The sequence below is a fragment of the Candidatus Aramenus sp. CH1 genome (assembly GCA_022678445.1).
GTDB lineage: Archaea > Thermoproteota > Thermoprotei_A > Sulfolobales > Sulfolobaceae > Aramenus.
Genome location: JALBWU010000017.1, coordinates 1 through 20,277, shown reverse-complemented (window position 1 = coordinate 20,277; position 20,277 = coordinate 1). Strand labels below are relative to the sequence as shown.

The window sequence follows — 20,277 nt, the reverse complement described above, 5'->3', positions numbered from 1 at the left end:
ACAACTGCGGTTTTGACGCTTCCGGAATTGCGGGAGTAATCGGGGCTCCTCATCTTTAGTTCGCCAAAGGAAGCGCCATAAAAGGAAATCGTTTTCATGTTAAAACCTTAACCCGCCAAGCGAGGTTTGTCTTATTACTTATCACAGAGTGTGTAAGAAGTTCAAAATGAAGCTGATTAGTATTGACTACTTTCAAACTATTAAGGTTTTACTGTTAAAAATATTAATAAAATTGATGAAAACAACTTAAGCTAGTCCAAGGTGACTATGCCTTTTGCCTGTTCCCCTTCCACTTTATGTACTCTAGTACCCTAGGGATGTTGATCCTCATAGGACAGACCTCCTTACAGTTCCCAGAGTGGGCGCAGTACATTGCGGGCTTTGGGTCGTTGTATACCACGTAGCTCCACATCGCCCCCATGGGTCCAGTGAAGGGTGGGTCACCCCACTTCACCCCAAGTGCCCTGTAGACGGGACAGTGGAGGTGGCACCTTCCGCATCTAATGCACAGCAAAGCCTCCCTGAGCACTGGGTCCTTGGATGCCTTTATCCTTCCGTTGTCCAGCAAAATGAGGTGGAACTCCTTGGGGCCATGGGCTGGGGATATCCTCTTCATCTCTATGTCAGCAGTCGACGAGGGCCCAGAGGTGAAGTTAACGTACGTAGGTGGGTAGAGGCCGGCAAACGCGGACTGGACTAAGACCTCCTTTGTGGCGTCAGCTAGGGTGGGGACGATCTTGTCGACGCCAGTAATGGCGATGTGCACGGTGGGGGAGATTGAGGAAAACCTTATGTTTCCCTCGTTCTCTATTAACGCTATAGTCCCGGTGTCTGAGGCAACGGCGTTTGCTCCAGTTATCCCTACGTCTGCCTTAACGAACTTCTCCCTGAGGAACTGCCTTACCATGGTCACGAGCTCCTCGTGCGTCGACCCCTCGTGCACCCCGCCTATCTTCTGCTTGAGTAGCTTCTCCACCTCCTCCTTGGTCAAGTGGATTGCTGGGGCTATGATATGGGAAGGAGGCTGGTTGGCTAGCTGTATCAAGAACTCACCCAGGTCGGTCTCCCACACTTCGTTTCCCTGCCTTATGAGGAACTCCCTGATACCGGCCTCATAAGCCACCATGGATTTGCCCATGACTACTGTCTTCCCCTTCCCCACGATCTTCTCCACGATTTCCCTTGCCTCCTCAGGGCTAGAGGCTAGGTAGCCGTGACCACCAGCCCTCTTCACGGAGTCCAAGGTCTTGTCCACGTAGTACTCGAGGTTCTCCAGCACCTTGAGTTTTGCCTCTCTCAGCTCCTTTGCCAGATCCAGGATATAGGGGTGCTCTCTCAGTATCTTATATACCCTAGGTACGTTGTTGTTAATTGCCCTCTCCACAGCGGTTTCCCAGCTCATAGAATCACCTCAGCCACGTCCTTTACCTCGCCCTCGAAGTGAGGTGAGAGAGTGACGTAACAGATGGGGCACTGGACGAGGAGATTCTTGGACAGCCTGGACAGGGACTTGGCCCTCGCCTTGGCGACCTCTTCGCTTGCCTTGAAGTCCACAGGAGCCAACGGCCCACCACAACAGAACGATGTGTCCTTTCCCGTCACCATGTCGTCCTCCACGAGCTTTATCTTTATCTTCTCTCTGAACTTTTCCCTAAGGTTGAGGAACCTTGTGTATAGGCAGGAGTCGTGTATGGTGTAAACGTTGGCGTCACCCTCCCTCGGCTCCACGAGCTCAATGTAGTTCACCACCTCCACGTTGAATGAGAAGAACTCAGAGTATCTGGCCAAAGCGTTGTGAGTATGTGGGTCAACTGTGATTATCCTCTTCACTCCCCTCTCCTTGAACCTTCCGTAGACCTTTTTGGCGTACTCCTGGAACTCGTCGAGGAAGCCGAGCTCGAGGAGTAGAGCGCCGCTGTAGGGCTCGTCATCGTAGAGGTAGGCAAGTTTTATCCCCTTGGCGGTCAACGCGTTGGAGATCTTCCTCAGCACGTTGTAAGCCCTGTTGAGCTGTGCCTCGGATGGCTTTAGCTTGGAGGCAAGGGGGGTCAAAGACCTAAGGGCAGAGAGGTAAGGGAGGAACCTATTGAACATGGGGAAAAGCGGGGCCAGTTGATACATACAGGATGTGTAGATTATGGTATCCCCAGACCTAGGTAGGTCCCTCGTCCACCCCGTGCAGATTCCCTTGTCCACGGGGAAAGGCATCATGTTCCTTTCCAGGTTTTCCACCAAGACGTCCCTGAGCGTTTTTAAGTCGTTCATTGAGGATTAGTGGCGAAATGGATTAATTTGCGTTTTCCCTTCTACACATGTGATCCTCGCAGTAGACGGAGGGGCAACCAAGACCGTAGCCTTAGTGTTCAAGGACGAGGTACTTGGGGTGGGAGTGTCGTCCTCTGGAAACTTCGTGGAAGTGGGGGAAGAGAAGGCGAAGGAGAACCTGCTTGAGGCCGTAAACGAGGCGTTAAGGAACGCCTCCGCCTCCATTGATGAGGTCAAGAAGGCTACCTTCTCCCTGGCTGGGGTAGGTGACTCAAGGAAGTTCACGGAGGTTGGAGAAAGGATAGCCAAGAGCATCTTTAGGAACGCGAAGGTGCAGAACGACGGCTATGGTGCTATGAGGGCAACTGCAATGTTCAAGGAGGGGGCGGTGTTTGCCCCCGGTACCGGTAGCGTGGCCTTCCTCCAAAAGGGCGGTAAGGTGACGAGGATCGGGGGGTGGGGCTGGTTCTTCGGCGACGAGGGCTCCGCCTCCTGGATAGCCAAGAGGGCCATAACCTACGCCACCAGGAGCGTCGACGGGGTAGAGGTAGAGAGCGTCCTCCCAAGGGAGGTGGAGAAGTTCTTCGGCGACGAGTTCAGGGAAGTCGTTACTAGGCTCACCAAGGAGCAGAACAAGAGGGAGATAGCCAGTTTCGCCGTGAGGGTAGACCAGCTTTCCGCCACTGACGTCCTCGCATTCAAGGTAATGAAAGAGGTGAGCGAGTACATAGATACAATGGTGGAGAGACTTAAGAGGGACGTGGACAACGTCTACTTGTTGGGAGGGGTCATGAGGTCGAACGCAGTGAGGAGGTTGCTGAGGAACAAGGTGAGGTACTTCATGGGGTACCATGCTGTTGTGGGCGGAGTAGTTGAGTTGTTGAAGGTAAACGACGAGGAGACAAGGGACGATCTGGTGAGGCAGGTAAACAGGGCGTTGGCCAAGCTACCTCCCGAGAGGCTGAGGAAGTACCTTTTTATAGAGAGCGTGAACGAATTATATCATGGACTATAGCACAGCTTACCAATTGGCTATAGAGAGGCCAGAGAACTACTGGGGACCCTTTGCCTCCTCCCTCAAGTGGTTTAAGGGGTGGGAAAAAGCCCTAGATGGCAGGTCGTGGTTTGTCAACGGGAAAACTAACATAGCGTGGAACTCCCTCTCCCATAGGGGAAAGGCTCTCATTTGGTACGGTGAGAGGGACTACAGGGAAGTCAGTTACGACGAGCTGGACAGGATGTCTAGGCAGATGGCCTCGAGACTGCCGGGGAGGGGAAAGAGGGTCGCAATCTACATGCCAAATACGCCAGAGGCGATAGCCACGGTACTAGCGTGCGCTAGGAAGGGGGTGATTTACTCGCTCATCTTCGCCGGGCTTGGAGAGGAGGCGGTCAAGGCTAGGCTAGACGACTTCAAGCCAGATCTCCTAGTAAAGGCGGACAAGACCTATAGGCGTGGTAAGGAGATACCCCTTTACTTTAAGGGGGACGTAGTGCTGGAGAGGGAGAAAGCGCTTGACTTCCCTGAGGAGTTCAAGGGCTTCGAGGAGGTGGAGAGCAACGAGCCCCTCAAGGTCATGTACACCTCAGGGACTACTGGAAGGCCAAAGGGTATAGTCCTCCCCCATGGGGCGTGGATGGTAGGAGACTACGTGGTGTTCAACTTAATGTTCTCCCTGAAGCCTGGGGACGTGGTATTTACTACTGCCGACATAGGCTGGATAACTTTCTCGAGGATAATGTATGCCACCCTGTTGCACGGTGCCACCCTCGTCTTCATGGAGGGAGCCCCGGACTACCCCAAAGACAGGGTGGCAAAGATAATCGACGAGGTTAGGCCAAAGGTCTTCTTTACTTCCCCCACGCTTTTGAGACTACTGCGGAAGCTCAACGTTAAGCCCCCAAGGGTTGAGTTCGCGGCCACTGCAGGAGAGATCATGGACGAGGTAAGCTGGGACTTCGTGAAGACTTTCTCCGACCGTTACACTGACGTGTACGGTCAGACGGAGATGGGCTACGTCGTGGGAACTCCCTTTAGTCTGGGCGTGGAGCCTAAGAAGTCCTTTGCGGGAGTACCTTTCCCTGGGGCCGTGTTGGACACTGTGGAGGAGGGAAAGCACGTGGACGGGGTGGGTGAACTGGTACTCAAAACCCCTTTCCCTACGCAGTTTATCGGCGTCTTGAACAACAACGAGAAGTACAGGGAGTACATGAGGTTCGGCTTCCACCACTCGGGGGACCTAGCGGTGATTGAAGGGGGCTATGTCAGGATAGTGGGGAGGACTGATGACGTGATCAAGGTGGCCGGTCACAGGCTGACAAGCGGGGAGGTCGAGTCGGTCCTCCAGAGCATACCCGGGGTTGTCGAGGTGGCCGCAGTTGGCGTGCCAGACGAGGTAAAGGGGGAGGTGATTGAAGTCTTCGTTGTAGGCGAGGTGGACGAGGAAGAGGTGAGAAAGAAGGTGAGGGATTCCCTTGGGCCAATATACGTTGTAGACAAGGTCTTCAAAGTCAACAGGCTACCTAGGTCGAGGAGCGGGAAGGTGATGAGGAGGGCGTTGAGGGACGCTGTGTTGGGCAAGAAGTTCGACGAGACCCTCTTAGAGGACCCGGAGGTAATGAGGGAAATTATTGAGGCAATAGTGTTTAAAAAATCTATATAGATGCCTAGAAAGAGAAAATTAAAGCGAATTTATAAAGTCAAACCCAACAATTTAATATGCACAGGAGCTCGTCTCTAGCCCTCTTGACTTTTGTCCTCTTCCTGCTTATCCCCGTTAGTGTCCACTCTCAGTCCACAACCACCCCCATAAAGCACATAATCATCATAATAGAGGAGAACCACTCTTTCGACAACCTCTTTGGCACGTATCCTTTTGGCTATCCTCCCATTATCAACAACGTCACCCTCTCAGTCATGGATCCCTATGGCCTATACCAGAACTACACTCAGCTACTTGAGTCAAGCAAGGGAGAGCTGGACTACATCTCAGTACCCAACGTGCCCTGGCTCCCCTTCTTGGGCTACTCCCACCCTTACTACGCAGAGGTCTACTCCACCGTAGACCCTTATGAGGGGTGGAGCGCCTACCACGGGGACTACTGGTTCGACACTTACGACGGCTTTGTGTATTACTCCGGCCCCCAGTCCATGGCCTACTTCTCCTATCAACAGCTCTCCCCCCTCTGGGACTACGCTGAGGAGTATGTATTGGCAGACGACTACTTTGCCCCAGTAATGGGCTTGACGGAGCCCAACAGAATTGCCTATTTGACAGGGTTCCCTCCCAACATCTACACAGACGACGCCTCAAACGTGCTACCCGTCAACTACAGCGTGTTTTACCAGCTCAGCGAGTACAACTTATCCTGGGGTTACTTCGTTTACGGCTATAGCGGAGGGATACCTTGGCCACTCAACGCTTTCGTGGGCATAGGTCAGTACTCCTCCCACTTCCACGGCATCTCTGCCTTTTACCGGGACTTGAAGGATGGCGGACTTCCCTCGGTGTCGTGGGTAATGTTCATAGGCTGTAACGATGACAAGTACGACATGCACCCGCCCTACAATGTGACAGCGGGAGAAACTGAGCTGGTCAAGGTAATAGACGCAGTGATGGAGAGCAAGTACTGGAACTCCTCTGTAATCTTCGTGACGTTTGACGAGGGAGGAGGCTACTTCGATCAAGTAGTTCCTCCAGCAGTGAACCACTACGGGTTAGGGCAGAGGATACCCCTACTGGTCATATCCCCCTACGCCAAGGAGGCCTACGTTAACAACTACACCATGTCCGGGTACACTCTTCTAGGGTTCATAGACTACAACTTCCACCTCCCGTACATCTCAAGCTACGCGGAGCAGGGGGTGCAGGGACTACTGCAGAGCTTTAACTTCTCCTTTGCCAGAGCCCCCCTCATTCTGACGCCGTCCAACTGGACCTACCCAATCTCCCTACAGTACCCAGTGCACTATGGGTTCATAGCCACCGTGCCCAACTACAAGGGCTATGCCTCTGTATACCAGATGCCAGAGTTGACGCTACTCCTGCCCTTTGAGGCTTTGGGCTTCGCGTTTCTCTTTGCATCATTTAGGCTCAAGTTCCTCCTCAAGTACTCCTTGCTAGTCCTCTTGACTACGTCCATTGTTTCGGGCGTGGTTTACGTAGCGGACAACGTCTACCAGTTCGTCACAGAGTACTACCTAGCTTCGTCATTAATAGGGCTACTAGCAGGAGGAGCCCTCTTCGCGAGGTCGAGAAGGTGAGCTGGGAAGTAGCGGAAACGGCTTTCTTCACCTCTTTTTTACCTTGTTCCTTTGAGGGCCTTGAGATGTCCATGTTCTCATACTTAGCGAGGCAAAGCGACAGGAAGGCTGGGAACTTGGGGACATGGCTGGGCATAGTAGGCGTCCTCTTGACGAGTACTTTGGTGTACCACTTCCTACCCATCCTGATCAGCGACGTGGCGGAGCACGTCATGAAGTTGTTGCTAGGCTTTATCTTCCTGGCCCTTGCCACCGCCTTCGTCTATCGCGATTACCCTAAGCCGTCCAGTGCCCTAATAGTTGGACTAGTAGGAGTCCTAGCGGAGGGAGTTGAGGTGAACCTCTTCGAGGTCTCCTCGTACCTCATGACCGGGGAACTGTTGCCAGCCTTCTTAGGGGGATCATCGGGCTTCTTTTGGGTCCTCCTCCTGTCGTACTTTGTGACGATAAGGGTCAAGGAGAAAGTAATGAAGGCGATAGCGATCTCCGTGCTTTACGTCGTGGGTTTCGCGGTGTTGACTAGCGGTCTAATCTAGATTTTTTAGCTTTTCCATCAAAGTTTACTTATGAAAGTCGTCATTTTTACCTCAAGTAGAGAGGCAACAATGGAGGAGCCAGTCTCCTGTGACAGAGACACAGTAAAGGTGGATGCAAGCAAGTGCACAGGGAGTAGCATAACCATTGCCCCCCACCTGGCTAGGTACTTAAAGGACTTGGGGTTTCACGTTGTAGTAGTCGACCCCTTTGGCGAGTCCTATGAGGCAGACCAAGTAATAAAGGGAACCACTTTCCAAGTCCCTGACGAGGTAGTAAAGGACAGCTACGTGGTAGTGGCCACGAGGCACGTCTACGATACTTGGGCAATAATGAAGTCGGTCTACGGAGGTGCCAGAGAGATCGCGGTAGTGATGAGCTTGAGGAGGGCTAAGGAGATAATGAAGAGGCTTATGCAGGCAGGCATAGAGAAGGAGAAGCTCAGGAAGCTCAGGATACCCGCTGGCCTCGACCTGGGAGGAAAGAGCGAGAAAGAGATCGCCTTAAGTATAGTAGCTGAGATACTGGCAGTAGAAAGTGGAGGTAGCGGTAGACCGCTCAGAGAAGTGAAGGGCTTCGAGAAGATGCTCGATGAACTTTAAGCCAATTGGTTACGTAAGGCGGGGTAAGGGCGCGTCTAGGAAGGAGATCGTGGACCTAGTCGTCCTAGAAGAGTACGCAGAGGGGTTAAAGGGCATTGAGGAGTTCTCCCACCTCATCGTGCTCTACTTCATGCACTTGGCCAAGGAGGACAAGCTCGCTAGAGAACTGGACGGTGTAGAGGTTGGAGTATTTGCTACCAGAAGTCCTAACAGGCCAAACCCGATAGGCCTCTCCGTCGTGGAGTTGTTGTCCGTGGAGGGCAACGTGCTGAAGGTGAGGGGGATAAACGCCTTTGACGGAACCCCCATCTTGGACATAAAGCCCTACGATGAGTGGGACTCAGTGCAGAACCCAAGGGTTCCAGAGTGGTACAGGAGGACGCACTTAAAAGAACACGGGCTTTGCTGTCAGTCTCACGAAGGGGGTTAGCCCACCGTGTTCCTCGTCCACCATGACGTTCTTTACGTCGCTTGTCACTGCGTCGATTGAAGCTAGGTCCATGAAGCGTATTGCAACCTCCCTAATGAACACCTTCCCCGAGCCAATTAGCACAGTAGTCCTAGGGAAGAGCCTCACGCTGTTCTTCACCACCTCTACGTAGTTTGTCCCCAGCACCAGTATGCCGTCCTTGGTCTCCTCCAACAACTCGTTGACCTTCCAGTCGCCCCTCTTTAGCTCCACGGTGAAGTAGTCAGGCTTTGGAAGGGCCCCCCTACCGTTTCCCGGAGTTCCAGTGGCGACGGACCCCAGGTAGTTCACCACGTATCCGTCCCCTATCAGCTCCCTGACCTCAGTCCTGGTCCCCTCGTCGTCAAAGGCAGAGAAACCCACTGAGAAGAGGTTCTTCGGATTGTCGTACACTGTGACCTCCCCGAACAGCTTCTCCCCCTTGTTGAAGAAACGGGAGTCCTCCCTCATGAGCTGTAGGATAACGTGGAACAGCTTTGCAGTGGCCTCGGGATCGAGGATGACCTTTGCCGACTCCATAAAGCGAGGCCTGCCTTGTGGTAAGGACGGCACCAGCTTCAAGAGCTCTATGACCGATCTGACGTCCTTTGGGGATCCGGTAAAGCCAAAGCTCTCTTCCCCTACCTTTACGTAGTTAACGACCTTTACCTCCTCGCACACGTTACCCCTGTAGGTTATCCTCCTAGTTACCTTCTTTGACTTTACCTTGACTCCCTCCTGCAAGAAAGTTGTCAGTACTTCCTCAGCCCTCTCCCAGTCCTTGACCTCTTCCCTGACGTAACTGGCGCAGTTAAAGGGCACTTCTTCTCTTTCTCCGTTCCCCACTTGCCACCTCCTGTTGACTAGGTATCTGCTCAGAGAGAGCGAGGAAGTTCTTTTGTATACCCCTTGAGACAGGGTGGAGCTCTCTCCCTCAATTACTTCCTCGAAAAGCTCAAACTTCACACTTAGAGTGTGGAAAAAAAGAAAAAATCCCTTTCTGTCACTTCCTGTCCAGTCTCCAGAGCAACAGCGATACTACTATCAAGATAACGTCGAGCACTAGGGATATCTCCACGTATGGGTTAACTGGTAGCTTCTTCCCCACGAAGAGGGCAGGCGCAGTCCTAGTCTCCACGAGCAGTAGCGTATCTATATCGTAAAAGACCGTCGCTGGGAGGTAGAGCGCCCTAATTCCTTGGATGAAGGCGACTGCAGCAACTATTGCTAGGGCGGCGGTGAAGCCGAAGAACACCCTGTATATCAACGTCGCTGTTGGGTTAGGAAGCACGGCAGACGTCAAGCCCATGTGTACTCCTGCCCACAGCGCCGACAGTAGCATTCCCGCCCATCTTAGGGCTAATTTGTTTATTCCTATCCTTTCTGCCATTGGAGTAAAATTAGTTGAAGTATAAAAATATCTTTGCCCAAATCATATGTCAATTTAAAATTACTTGACTATAGATACTATCTTCTTGAAAATCTCGTCCAGCTCCTTCCCTATGTCCTCAGCCCCCCACTTCCCTAGGATCTCCGACGGGTGGTAGTACTCAACGTATATCCCGTCGTTGTCCTCGAACACGTATATCCTCAGCGGTGGTTCTATGCCAGCCCTCAAGTTCCTGGAGAAGAGCTTGAAGGCGTAGTCCGGTCTAAATACCTCGAATATGTAGTTCCCCCTTATCTCGAAGCCAGCCTTCCTTAAGTTCTCCTGGGCGTTCACCCTTGAGACTATCCTCATGTTGTTGGCAAGTATTGACTCCTCGAGCTTCTTTATCGTAGTCTCAAAGTCGTACTTAGACTTGAAGACCTCCATAGGGAATTGAAAGCCGCCACGCGTTTAAATGTTATTCCCAAATCGTTCGTCCAATTAAATGGTTGCGGTTTTTAACCGTTGCTCAGTTCCCTGAGCTCGCTTTGCGTTAGGTGTTTTTGTGCAGGGAAGGAATTCTGGCTCTGACGCGATGGGTTCCGCAAAGGATGGAACATTTATATTTATCATAGAGGTTATATTCTTAGATGAGGACGATCACATTACCCTTAGTGGTAGACGAGAACGGAGTCCCCTTGCCCAAAGAGAAGCAGCTGGCCGTTTCGTTGGTCAGGGGTACCGGAAAAGAGTACAAGGCAAAGGTAGTAGACATAGTGGGTTGGCCGTTCTTGGCCTACAGAACCCAAGACGGAGGTTATGTAGTGTTCGACGAGACTGCCCAGATATCCACCGAGGTACAGCTCAACATACTCCAAGACTACGACAGGATAGTCTCAGTCCTTGACTCCCTTAAGGAGGAAAAGGACATACTAGACTACATAAACTCTGTGAACTGGGGAGAGTCTAAGGGATTCTCTACCATCAACCTAAAGGGTATAGTGAGCCAAAGCATGAAGGACGTCTTTAAGTACGGAGCCTCCGACATACCTTTGAGGGTCTTGGACAGAAAGCTTAAGGACGTGGAAGTGAGGTTTTTGCTGTTGGATTGGGAGGGGACAAAGGAAAAGGTGAAGGCTGACATTGCCCTGATAGACAGGGTACTTGAGAGAATAGTGACAACCTTGACCATATTGAAGGGAAAAAGGGCAGAGGAGAAGAAGCAGATCCAAGAGGAATACGATAAAAGGATAGCGGAGGCAAAGGATAGGCTAGAAAAGGAAGTAGTGGAGGCCAAGAAGCAAGTTGAGGGCGAGGTAAAGGGCTTGAGCTCCCAGCTATACTCAAAGATTGCTGATATAGAAGTCCTCCTGGCAAAGGCGGAGATAGACTACACTGCCGGTCACGTACCTAACATAAACAGCGTTGCCTCAATAAAGGCAAATTACTTAAACGAAATATCGAGGAAGCTGGACGAGGTAAAGGCGAAGTACAAGCAGAAAGTCTTCTCAATAGTCAACGAGATAGAGTCCTTAAACCAAGCTAAGCAAAAGGCTTTAGCTGAAATGGAGGCGAAAATAAAGGCCATAGAGGAGGCTGAGCAAAGGGTCAGAGCCCAGTTCAACGAGCTGAAGAACAGGGAAATGGCTACAATGGAGAAGCTCTCGTCCCTTTCCCAATACCTCTCTACAGTGGAGGAAGTGGTGGAGTTCGTGGTGCCCTTCATGGTCATCGATAACTACTACCTCTCGATCCAGACGTACAAGAGCATTAAGAAGTCCCTGTTCGGCTTCCTCAAGAAGGATCCTTCAGATATCTCGATCCCCATTAACGTTAACATAAAGCCAAACGTGACGCCAGTGGACACGCTAAGGAACTACAAGGACTTAGTGGAGGATGGACTTAGGCAACTTTACGAGGAAGGGTGGAACGTCAGGAGGAACTTGAGCGATTACTACCAGTGAGCCCCACAAAACCTATATTTTGTCTATTAGTAGCCTTTTTGGGAAATGGAGTTTTCCGAATTTGACGAACGCCTTAAGAAGAGCTTAGGCTTCTCGATGTTTCCCTATCAGGAGTACGTTAGCAGGGACTTAGTTAGGGCACTAGAGCTGAACTACAAGTTCGTAATTGTTTCCATGCCCACTGGGAGCGGTAAGACAGTAGTTGAGCTGTTTATGGCCTACCACCTACTGAGGAGGGGCTTCAAGAAGGTCATAGTCATGGAGCCCACGAGGATCCTCTGCGACCAGATGTACCGCCAGTTCTGGAAGGCCGTGTTCGACGACGTTGGGGAGGAGTACGAGGGGAAGTGCGACGCCTTCAACGAGGGAAAGAGCGTAGTCGTCTCGACCCCATTTACTGCCAACAAGTGCAACGCAAAGGCGGACGTCGTAATCCTCGACGAGGTACATCACGCCTTCGGAGACCCTAGGTACACCGACGCTTTAATAAACACAACGCCCAAGGTGGTGTTGGGCTTCACCGCCCTGTTGCCTAGTTACAAGAGGTACAGGCTAGATCAGAGGATCTCCTCTGTCTTCGGCGACCCAGTGACAATGAACTACGACTTCAGGACGCTGGCAAACGTGGACCCCTCGTTTAAGCCCCCAAAGGCTATTGCTGACCTCTTCGACGCCGAGATGGACTCCCTAGAGAACAACGTCTTCGAGGCCTTCTTTAGGGGGAAGGTAAAGGGGAACAGGGAGACTGCAAAGTTTCTGGAGTACACCTTGTACAGCTACGGCAAGGTAGCGTTTTGCGAGAGCCTCGAGAGGCTCAGGGACAAGGTGCAGGACGATCACTCCTTCTTCGTGCTCTGCGACTCGGAGGGCTTCAGTCACAAGGCGAGGACTCTCCAGGAGGTATTCTCCATCTACAAAGTGGAGGACTACAAGCCAGTATTGATCTTCACTTCCAGGAAGTCAACGGCTTACGAGTTCGAGAAGGCGATAAAGCAGGTGGCGAAAGCGAGGGTGGAGGTGCTCACTGGGGACTTGACCAAGGAAGAGAGGCAGAGGCTAGTGGAGGAGGCGAAGAAGGGGGAGGTTGACGTTATAGTCTCCACGCTTGTTGGGGAGGAAGGGATCGACATACCTGAGGCGAAGCTCCTCGTCATGACCGACGTGCCCCAGAGCCCACTGAGGTTCTACCAGAGGCTCGGCAGGCTAATAAGGAACAAGAGGGAGGAGGAGCAGAAGTACTTAGTAGTGAGCTTAACCCCAAAGACCCCTGAATACGATAACTTGGACGACGCCTTGAGGAACCTCTACGCAGAGGGCATAGACGTGTCCTACATCCTCGAGAAGAAGGAGGACAAAGGGCCCACGGCCAGGGTACTGGACGCCTTGAGGGGACAAGGGGGTATTTTGGTGCCATTTGAGAGCCTTGACGAGGAGGTCAAGCTACAAGTTGACGGCAACGAGGACAAGTTCCTCTTCAACCTCCTGACTTCCACTGTGTCGGGGAAAGAGGGGAGCTTCACCACCTACGTGGAAAAGGCGATGAGGGACGGGAAAGTCCTCTACGTCTATGACGTGGAGGAGATGGGGAGGGTCTTGTTCAAAGTACTGCTAGGAAAGTACTGCTCTCTCTGCTACGGCGAGAAGTGTAAGAGGCTCTGCAACGATTGGCTGACAAAGATAGGCTTTCTCAAGAACGTAAAGCTGGAGAAAAAGAGCCTCCTTAGGCACTACATGAGGCTCTTCTCCAGGGAGAACTTACAAAAGGTAGAGGAAGAACTTAGGGAGGAGGTGGAGAAGGCTAAGTCAGCGTTGGAAGGCCTCGACTACTCGCTGTCAGTGACCGAGACCTCAAATAAGACCTTTACCTCCCTCGTGGAGACATTGAACTTTAACGTGAGTCTCGAGGGAATGACTATCTACCCCAAGGTGTCCATATCATTCTACAACATGAGGGAGAGGGGGCTGGCAAAGCTGAACGCCCTGGCCGTAGGCTACAAGGCGCTGTCCAAGTTCAGCTCCTTTATCTCGGAATAGATTTTTTACAGGGGTTTGTTCTAACATTCACCATGAACGGGAACCTAGTATTCCTGGGGATCGTCCTACTAATTGCTGGAGCAGTCCTCTACTTCTACTACGCCCCTCACATCTATTACGAGGAGCTAGTATCTGAGGTGAAACAACAGCAGTTCTACGGCTACAGCGGCATTTTATTGCCAAAGGGGGAAAACATCACGATAAGCTTCTCCTCCACGCACTCGCTTACGTTAATAGCCTTTAACGCTTCCCCTCCAATAAAGGTAGTTTATCCCGCGCCCCTTTACTCAACTTCAGAAACAGTACTTGGCATGAAGTCGAAGGTCATTGTGGAGTCCGGGAGCGGGAAGGTGACTTTTATTAACAACGCGTCTGGTCCAGCGGAGTTAAACTACTTGAAGAGGTCTATTCCCACGCCCAGTACAGTGTACTACTCAACGGCGGACGTCCTCTTTGCCTTTGGGGCAATAAGCATCGTGGCAGGCTACCTGTCCAGGGGAAGGCCCAGGGGTAAGGGCAGTAAGCCAAAGGGCTCTAAATAACCACTTCATACCTCCCCCTGGAGCCCTTCAAGAGGAGAACAGTTGGCTTCTCTAGCTCGAGCTCGAACTCGTGGGATCCCATCTTTAGCCTCACTCCCTTTCCCATGGAGAGGACTGTCACGTTCTTGTCCTCAAACTTGTCTAGGAGGACACCTTGAAAGGACACGCTGTATTTCTCCAGCTTTACCTCCTGTTCCTTGTTCTTGGACCTGATAAATTCCTTGAATTCCGTCATCCTCTCCCTAACCTTAATTGCCCTCACCTTTACCAACAACGCGGTGACGTCTATTGGCTCCCTCCTCTCCTCTTCTACGTGCTCCTCGTCCTCTGATATCCTCTCCTCCACCTCGTACTTTATGGGCTTTCCCTTCCTCAATTCAACGTCGTACTTTGACGCTATCGAGATTATCCTGTTCTCTATTTGCCTATACACCCTTTCAAGTTCCTCGTTCTCCTCGAAGGCCCTGTCCCTAACGTTGTTCGCCAAACTGTAAACAGAGGATAGGAGGCTTAGCTCCTCCAAGTCCTTGTCCCTCAAGGTGGAGGTAAACTCCATGTAGGGGTTAGCAAAGTGCTCCACCCCCTCGCTTGTAGCGTAGTCCTTGGCCTCGTAGTTCTTTAACTCGTCCTCGAGGAAGTCATCCACGTCCCTCTCGTCCTTCAGCACCCTGAGCACCTCCACCACGAGGTCTGGGTAGTAGATTTTCTTCCCCTCCTCCACCTTGTACTCCTCTGAAAAGAGGTAATCGAAGCCTAGGCACTTCCTCAGGTCCTTCCCCAGCCTGATGCAGTCCTTCTCCACCTCCTTCACGAAGCCCTTTCCCTCGAACCCTACAACGAAGTCCAAGCTCGGGTCCTTTGTCTCCACGTACGTGAACCTATCGAGGGGGAAGGAGTTCTCCTTAATGGATAGGATGAGGGAGTACTTGAGGAAGTGTGACAAGTCGAAGAAGCACTCCTCCCTAGACGGCGACAAAGAGAGGATGGAAGTCCTGCAGTCCATAAACGTATTACGCGTCGAGCTTATTTAAGTCCACCGACATCCTCTGCACCTCTGCAGATGCAAGGACGTCGAGGACTTTCCTCAAGTAGGCCTTCACGAAGTAGACTACCTTGTACCTCCTGAAGACCTCCTCGTCTTCCAAGATCCTCTTCAAGTAGTCTTCGGGGTCAAACCACTTCACCTTGTACTCCTTTCCCTCAACGCACGCCCTGTCCGTGCACTTCCCTTTCTTGACCATCAAGATCTCGTCGCCGATGATTCCCGCCAGCATTACCTCCCATCTGCCCACGTCCTCGACTACCTTCATCACCACTTCCTTATCTTGCAACCCTCTCTACCTCCTCCCTGAACTTATCCTCAACCTCCTTGAGGGTCTTAAACTCCTTGTGGAACTTCGTCACCTTTATCCTGACTATCCATGCCTCGTAGGGCCTCTCGTTTATCAGGGAGGGGTTCTCCACTACCTCCCTGTTAACTTTCACTACTCTGCCCTCCACAGGCAGGCGGAACTTCCCCACCCACTTTGGACTCTCTATGGAGAAGATCGTGGACCTAGGGTTTACCTCTTCCCCTTCCTCCTTGACTGATATCTGGAAGACCTTTCCAGCCATGTATTGGCCCAAACTGGTTATGCCTACCAGGATCTCGTCTCCTTCCTTCTTTATCCACACATGCTTTTCCTCGTCGTACAAGAGGTCGTCTGGGAACTCGAAGTCCAAAATTCTCATGATTATCACTGATTTGTTAAAACTTAAAAATCTTAATTTTAGAAGACAATCTATGAAATACGCCGTCTGGCTTGACGGAGTCGTGCTGGACGTTGACTTGACAGACCAGCTTTACGAGGCGTATAAGGGGAAATCAGGGGTTCAGTTGAAGTACACAGAAAAGGTACACGAGGACTGGTGGAGGTTTTACGAGAAAGTTAAGGGAAACGTAATTGTCCTCTCGCCCTACAACAAAGAGACCACAGAGAAGCTATTGTCCGCGATTGGGCTCAGGGAGGAGTTCACGTATAACAAGGGGAAGACGAAGCCAAGCAGGGAAGCAATGAAGGACGTGAACGAGGACCCCCTAAACTTGGTGGTCATTGGTACCTCTCCCTTAGACCTCCTCTCGGCTAGGTTCTTCGACTCGAGGATAAAGGTCGTGTGTGTAAGCAGATACAGGGACTGCTCCAAGTACTCCCCCTACCTTCAGGAGCCCAACTTGGACAAGGCCTATGAGAGCATGAGGAGGCTCAAGCTAATCTAGCTAGTGAGACGCGGTAAGAGACGGGGTTTACGGTAAATTAAAAAGGTAATTAGGTTATCTACCGATGTATTAGAACAATAATTTTTATATATTTGTTAACTTCATTTCCTTTTAATGCAAACTTTTAGATTTTTAGTCGAGAGGGGCTCCCAAGCAAAGATACTGGCAGGAGAGGAGGCACTCCTGGACTCGGTGTCGTCAGGGGCAGACCCAATTCTACGCTTTGTGATCTTTGACCCAACCGCAGTACTCTTGGGCTACCACCAAGCTGTAGACCTAGAGGTGAACTTGGAGGAGGTAAAGAAGAGGAGCTGGGAGGTAGGCAGGAGGCCTACCGGGGGAGGAACTATCATAATGGGCCCCTTCCAGCTGGGCTGGGAGATATACTTCAAGACGAGGGAAGACCCCATCCAGCTGGGGGCAAAAGGGGTAATAAACACTCTAAAGAAGTTGAACCTAGACGCTAGGTTTAGGCCCAAGAACGACGTCGAGATAAACGGGAGGAAGATTAGCGGTATAGGGGCCTTCTCCATTGGCGACTTCGTGGCGGTTACCGGCACGATCATCCTAGACTTCAACGTGGACGACATGGTAGCGACCCTCAAGCTCAGCTCAGAGAAGATGAAGGACAAGGTGGTTAAGGACTACAGGGAGAGGGTAACTTGGGTAAACAGGGAGCTGAAGACTCCAATAGAGATGTCCCAGCTCATTCCTCTAGCGAGGGAGGGCTTTGAGGAGGCTCTTGGGGTAAAGCTGGTTGACGCCGATTACACTCCACAGGAGAAGGAGGAAATAGAGAGGCTCGCCTTGAAGTACGCCTCCCCGGAGTGGGTCTTCAACGCTAGACAGACCCTTAAGGGGAACATAAGGCAGGCAGAGATGAAGTTTCCAGGGGGGCTGGTGAAGGTTCAAGCAAAGGTCACTGGGAGGATCATAGAGGCAGTGCTCATCACTGGGGACTTCTTTGTGGAGCCTAGGAGGGCGATCTACGACCTCGAGGCGAGGCTGAAGTGGAGCAAAGTGGAGGACGTGCAGAGGGAAGTAGAGGAATGGTTTAAGGGAGTCAAGATCCTCGGGATAACCAAGGACGACCTGGTTAAGGTAATAATGGAGGCGGTAAAATGAGGCCTATTTACTTCTACGCACCTGCCTTAAAGAGGTACGAGACCTCCTACATCTCGTCGGAGACGGGATGGAAGGCCATCTCAGTGACTGGGAACAGCTGTGCCTTCAATTGCTCCCACTGCGAGACGAAGATCTTGAACACAATGGCGGATGGTTCAACTAGGGAGAAGTTTGAAAAGGAGCTGGAGGTGGCATCCAAGCTGGGGGGTATCATTCTCTCTGGAGGCTCCACGGCTAGGGGGGACGTCCCCATCTGGAAGTACACGGATGTCTTGAAGAGGTACAACAACATGACCATAATAGCCCACACGGGAGTGGTTAAGAGCGAGGAGGTTGCTAGGAAGTTCAAGGAGGCTGGGGTGAAGATAGCGCTCCTAGACATGGTGGGGGACGACAAGACCATAAAGGAGTTCCTGAGGCAACCCTTCACCGTTGATGATTACTTGAACTCATTCCGCTTCCTCAAGTCTCAAGGCATAAAGATAGTCCCTCACGTGATAATGGGCATGAGTCTAGAGGGAGAAGATGGAGACCTTAGGGCAATTGAGCTCTTAAAGGAGGTTAAGCCAGACGCCGTGATAATTGTAGGGCTCATGCCCCTACTCAACAAGCCAATGAAGGTACCCTCCCCCTTCCACCTTGTGAACGGGTTAAAGAAGGCAAGGGACCTCTTTGACGACGTGCCAATAATGCTTGGCTGTGCTAGGCCCAGGGGCACCAAGTACTTAGAGGTGGAGAGGTTTGCAGTTGACTACGAGATCGACGGGATAGCCTTCCCAGAAGAGGAAACTATTGAGTACGCAAGGGGAAGGAGGGAGGTAAAGTTAAGCAACGCCTGTTGTGGGAACGTAGTTTACGACTTCATTTCACGGGTGTCCACATGACCCTAAGGTTGGAACCAAACAAAATGGTAAGTAGTCCAGAATGGGTAAGGTTAAGCTTCGGGGCAGACATGGTACTGGGCTTCAGCCCAGGGAAGTTCCTGAAGGGAGCCCTAAACACGACAATAAACTTGTTGCAGTACTACCCCGATGGGTGTAAGGCCAACTGCGCCTACTGCGGTCAAGCTAGAGAGGTAGCACAAGGCCCAGAGTGCAAGACCCTCATAAGGGTGGAGTGGCCCCTGAGGAGGCTAGACGAGGTACTGAAGAGGATTAAGGAGAGGGAAGGGAACCCTGAGTACGGGCTTCAGAGGATATGCGTAGGTCAACTAGCCCACCCTAGGGCTTCGCCAGACGCCATAGAGATAACGAGGAGGATAAGGGACTACGGCATAGAGCTCCAGATCTCTGAGCTGGTCACAGCCACGTACACCTTCAAGCATCACATGATTGAGATGAGGAAAGCTGGGGCAGACATGATAGACGTGGCCATTGACGCTGCAAGCAAGAGGGTGTTCGACCAAGTGAGGGGGAAGGCAATGAGGAGCATGCACTCCTGGGACAGGTACTTGAAGGCAATAGACGAGGCAGTGGAGGTGTTTGGAAGGAAGAACGCTGGGATACACTTGATCATAGGTCTAGGCGAGACCGAGAAGGAGGCAGTAGACACAATGCTCTACGCTCACTCCAGAGGGGCTAAGATATCCCTGTTCGCCTTCTACCCTGAGGATGGAACATTCATGGAGAACAAGCGCCCCGTTCCGCTAAGCGTCTACAGGAGGATGCAAATAGCTAGGTGGCTGATAGAGAACGACCTAGTCAACGAGAACTCCTTCAAGTTCGACGAGGAGGGTAGACTAGTTGACGTGGAGGTGCCTAGCGACTTCACCGTTGACGAGCTCGCTCCAGCCTTTATGACGAGCGGTTGCCCCGGATGCAACAGGCCATACTCCAACGAGAGGCCAGGGAGTAGGCTGAAGAACATACCTTGGTACCCCAACAACAAGCAAGTCATATCCGCAATCAAGGCCTCCAAACTAGAAGGGCTCGTAAAGAGGTTTGTAAACTGACCGGTTTTTTGGTCAGCTTCTTCTCTAGTGGATTTCCATCCCACGTGAGGAAGAGGGCAATCGACATCTCTTCTCCAGACATGGAGACCTTCCTCTCACCGTTAGAGGGCGTAGTGGCAAAGGTAGAGAAGTTCTACGTCGGAAGGCCCAACAAGTTCGCCAAGGTCAACTACGACTACCTTATTTTCATTGAGAGTAAGGGGAGAAAGGTAAAGGTACTTCACGTGGAACCTTGGGTAAAGGAGGGAGACTACGTGAAGAAGGGCGATACCATAGGGAAGTTCCTGGAGAACCCTTACACAGGCGGAGACTTCCCCCACGCCCACGTTGAGGGTATCCCAATTAGATTCTACCCAGTGAAGAGGTACGACCCAAGGGGGGTGGGAGAGGTGGTTAAAGTCACAAAGGACTACTTCGACGTCAAGGTCAAGACGTACTCTGAAGCAGGCCCCTACAGGGGGCTGGGTTGTTGTGGTGGACTGCTTAACGCTAGCCTCCCCTACGCTGGCTACGGTGGGATCATAGGGGCAAGAGTGGGGGAAGTCGAGGTAGTAGGGGTTAAGTTCTTCCCCCACCCCAGGAGGAACTACACGCTCTTTGAGTCCTACCCCGGGCTAATAAGGCGTTGGGAGTACGAGGCCACCTTCAAGGTCCTCGAGGGAAGGCCCGTGTTTGGCCAAGCCTTCTTCGAGGCAGTCCTCTCCATTAGGGGATATCCAATGGTTCGGTTCTTTGTCAAAACTAAGCTAAAGGAGGGGGAAGAGGTGGACCTCTGGGAGCTGATAAATAAGAAGACAAACCTCGCCTGACGAAGGTTTTAACATGAAAACGATTTCCTTTTATGGCGCTTCCTTTGGCGAACTAAAGATGAGGAGCCCCGATTACTCCCGCAATTCCGGAAGCGTCAAAACCGCAGTTGTGA

Annotated in this window: 22 protein-coding genes; 14 read left to right on the top strand and 8 right to left on the bottom strand. The window is 51.8% G+C overall.

The genetic code is table 11. The features are described from left to right. Positions 1–265: 265 nt before the first annotated feature. Positions 266–1,402, bottom strand: a complete 1,137-nt coding sequence (locus MPF33_10720) for a lactate utilization protein (GenBank protein ID MCI2415694.1) — start codon at positions 1,400–1,402, stop codon at positions 266–268. Beyond that, positions 1,399–2,265 carry a (Fe-S)-binding protein gene (locus MPF33_10715; GenBank protein MCI2415693.1) on the bottom strand — a complete coding sequence of 289 codons (867 nt, stop codon included), beginning with the start codon at positions 2,263–2,265 and terminating at the stop codon, positions 1,399–1,401. Before MPF33_10715 ends, MPF33_10720 begins: the two co-directional genes overlap by 4 nt. 49 nt (positions 2,266–2,314) lie before the next feature. Between MPF33_10715 and MPF33_10710 the strand changes: the two genes are divergently transcribed. From MPF33_10710 to tsaA, 6 genes are read left to right on the top strand one after another with little or no spacing between them, the layout of a single operon-like run. Continuing rightward, positions 2,315–3,280: a hypothetical protein gene (locus MPF33_10710; protein ID MCI2415692.1), complete on the top strand. Its 966-nt coding sequence runs from the start codon at positions 2,315–2,317 to the stop codon at positions 3,278–3,280. Then, positions 3,270–4,928 carry an AMP-binding protein gene (locus MPF33_10705; GenBank protein ID MCI2415691.1) on the top strand — a complete coding sequence of 553 codons (1,659 nt, stop codon included), beginning with the start codon at positions 3,270–3,272 and terminating at the stop codon, positions 4,926–4,928. Before MPF33_10710 ends, MPF33_10705 begins: the two co-directional genes overlap by 11 nt. Before the next feature lie 56 nt (positions 4,929–4,984). Beyond that, positions 4,985–6,529, top strand: a complete 1,545-nt coding sequence (locus MPF33_10700) for an acid phosphatase (GenBank protein MCI2415690.1) — start codon at positions 4,985–4,987, stop codon at positions 6,527–6,529. Further along, positions 6,526–7,065 (top strand): hypothetical protein, encoded by a 540-nt coding sequence (locus tag MPF33_10695; GenBank protein MCI2415689.1) that lies wholly within the window; start codon positions 6,526–6,528, stop codon positions 7,063–7,065. The genes MPF33_10700 and MPF33_10695 overlap by 4 nt, the downstream gene beginning before the upstream one ends. 30 nt (positions 7,066–7,095) lie before the next feature. Further along, positions 7,096–7,665, top strand: coding sequence for an XdhC family protein (locus tag MPF33_10690; protein ID MCI2415688.1), 570 nt, complete (start codon positions 7,096–7,098; stop codon positions 7,663–7,665). Continuing rightward, positions 7,655–8,095, top strand: coding sequence for a tRNA (N6-threonylcarbamoyladenosine(37)-N6)-methyltransferase TrmO (gene tsaA, locus MPF33_10685; protein ID MCI2415687.1), 441 nt, complete (start codon positions 7,655–7,657; stop codon positions 8,093–8,095). Before MPF33_10690 ends, tsaA begins: the two co-directional genes overlap by 11 nt. On the opposite strand, the gene MPF33_10680 is transcribed toward tsaA, so the two are convergent. From MPF33_10680 to MPF33_10670, 3 genes are read right to left on the bottom strand one after another with little or no spacing between them, the layout of a single operon-like run. Beyond that, positions 8,051–9,079, bottom strand: a complete 1,029-nt coding sequence (locus MPF33_10680; GenBank protein MCI2415686.1) for a metallopeptidase TldD-related protein — start codon at positions 9,077–9,079, stop codon at positions 8,051–8,053. The genes tsaA and MPF33_10680 overlap by 45 nt on opposite strands. 37 nt (positions 9,080–9,116) lie before the next feature. Continuing rightward, entirely contained in the window at positions 9,117–9,503 is a 387-nt protein-coding gene (locus tag MPF33_10675) for a hypothetical protein (protein ID MCI2415685.1), read from the bottom strand. A 60-nt stretch (positions 9,504–9,563) separates the two neighbouring features. Beyond that, entirely contained in the window at positions 9,564–9,929 is a 366-nt protein-coding gene (locus MPF33_10670; protein MCI2415684.1) for a DUF302 domain-containing protein, read from the bottom strand. Between the two features lie 203 nt (positions 9,930–10,132). Here MPF33_10670 and MPF33_10665 point away from each other — a divergent pair, with 203 nt between their 5' ends. The 3 genes from MPF33_10665 to MPF33_10655 are packed head-to-tail and all read left to right on the top strand — an operon-like array spanning position 10,133 to position 14,022. Beyond that, positions 10,133–11,446, top strand: coding sequence for a hypothetical protein (locus tag MPF33_10665; protein MCI2415683.1), 1,314 nt, complete (start codon positions 10,133–10,135; stop codon positions 11,444–11,446). Between the two features lie 45 nt (positions 11,447–11,491). Next, complete coding sequence (locus MPF33_10660) at positions 11,492–13,480, top strand: DEAD/DEAH box helicase (protein MCI2415682.1); 1,989 nt, start codon at positions 11,492–11,494, stop codon at positions 13,478–13,480. 32 nt (positions 13,481–13,512) lie between these two features. Then, a complete protein-coding gene (locus tag MPF33_10655) occupies positions 13,513–14,022 on the top strand; it encodes a hypothetical protein (protein ID MCI2415681.1) in 510 nt (169 codons plus the stop codon). Here the strand turns inward: MPF33_10655 and MPF33_10650 are convergent. Genes MPF33_10650 through MPF33_10640 form a run of 3 tightly spaced genes read right to left on the bottom strand, consistent with a single transcriptional unit; the run spans position 14,015 to position 15,753 of the window. Continuing rightward, the gene (locus tag MPF33_10650) at positions 14,015–15,025 is read right to left on the bottom strand and encodes a hypothetical protein (protein ID MCI2415680.1); all 1,011 of its coding nucleotides are present in this window, start codon (positions 15,023–15,025) and stop codon (positions 14,015–14,017) included. The genes MPF33_10655 and MPF33_10650 overlap by 8 nt on opposite strands. Positions 15,026–15,032: 7 nt before the next feature. Further along, positions 15,033–15,353, bottom strand: a complete 321-nt coding sequence (locus MPF33_10645; GenBank protein MCI2415679.1) for a hypothetical protein — start codon at positions 15,351–15,353, stop codon at positions 15,033–15,035. Next, positions 15,343–15,753 (bottom strand): glycine cleavage system protein H, encoded by a 411-nt coding sequence (locus MPF33_10640; protein MCI2415678.1) that lies wholly within the window; start codon positions 15,751–15,753, stop codon positions 15,343–15,345. Before MPF33_10640 ends, MPF33_10645 begins: the two co-directional genes overlap by 11 nt. 52 nt (positions 15,754–15,805) lie before the next feature. Here MPF33_10640 and MPF33_10635 point away from each other — a divergent pair, with 52 nt between their 5' ends. From MPF33_10635 to MPF33_10615, 5 genes are all read left to right on the top strand, one after another. After that, a complete protein-coding gene (locus tag MPF33_10635; GenBank protein ID MCI2415677.1) occupies positions 15,806–16,279 on the top strand; it encodes an HAD family hydrolase in 474 nt (157 codons plus the stop codon). A 114-nt stretch (positions 16,280–16,393) separates the two neighbouring features. After that, positions 16,394–17,404: a lipoate--protein ligase gene (locus tag MPF33_10630; GenBank protein ID MCI2415676.1), complete on the top strand. Its 1,011-nt coding sequence runs from the start codon at positions 16,394–16,396 to the stop codon at positions 17,402–17,404. Continuing rightward, positions 17,401–18,288 (top strand): radical SAM protein, encoded by an 888-nt coding sequence (locus tag MPF33_10625; protein ID MCI2415675.1) that lies wholly within the window; start codon positions 17,401–17,403, stop codon positions 18,286–18,288. Before MPF33_10630 ends, MPF33_10625 begins: the two co-directional genes overlap by 4 nt. Beyond that, the gene (locus MPF33_10620) at positions 18,285–19,355 is read left to right on the top strand and encodes a radical SAM protein (protein MCI2415674.1); all 1,071 of its coding nucleotides are present in this window, start codon (positions 18,285–18,287) and stop codon (positions 19,353–19,355) included. Before MPF33_10625 ends, MPF33_10620 begins: the two co-directional genes overlap by 4 nt. 8 nt (positions 19,356–19,363) lie before the next feature. Next, on the top strand, positions 19,364–20,164 hold the full coding sequence (locus tag MPF33_10615) for a M23 family metallopeptidase (GenBank protein MCI2415673.1): 801 nt from the start codon (positions 19,364–19,366) through the stop codon (positions 20,162–20,164). Positions 20,165–20,277: the final 113 nt, after the last annotated feature.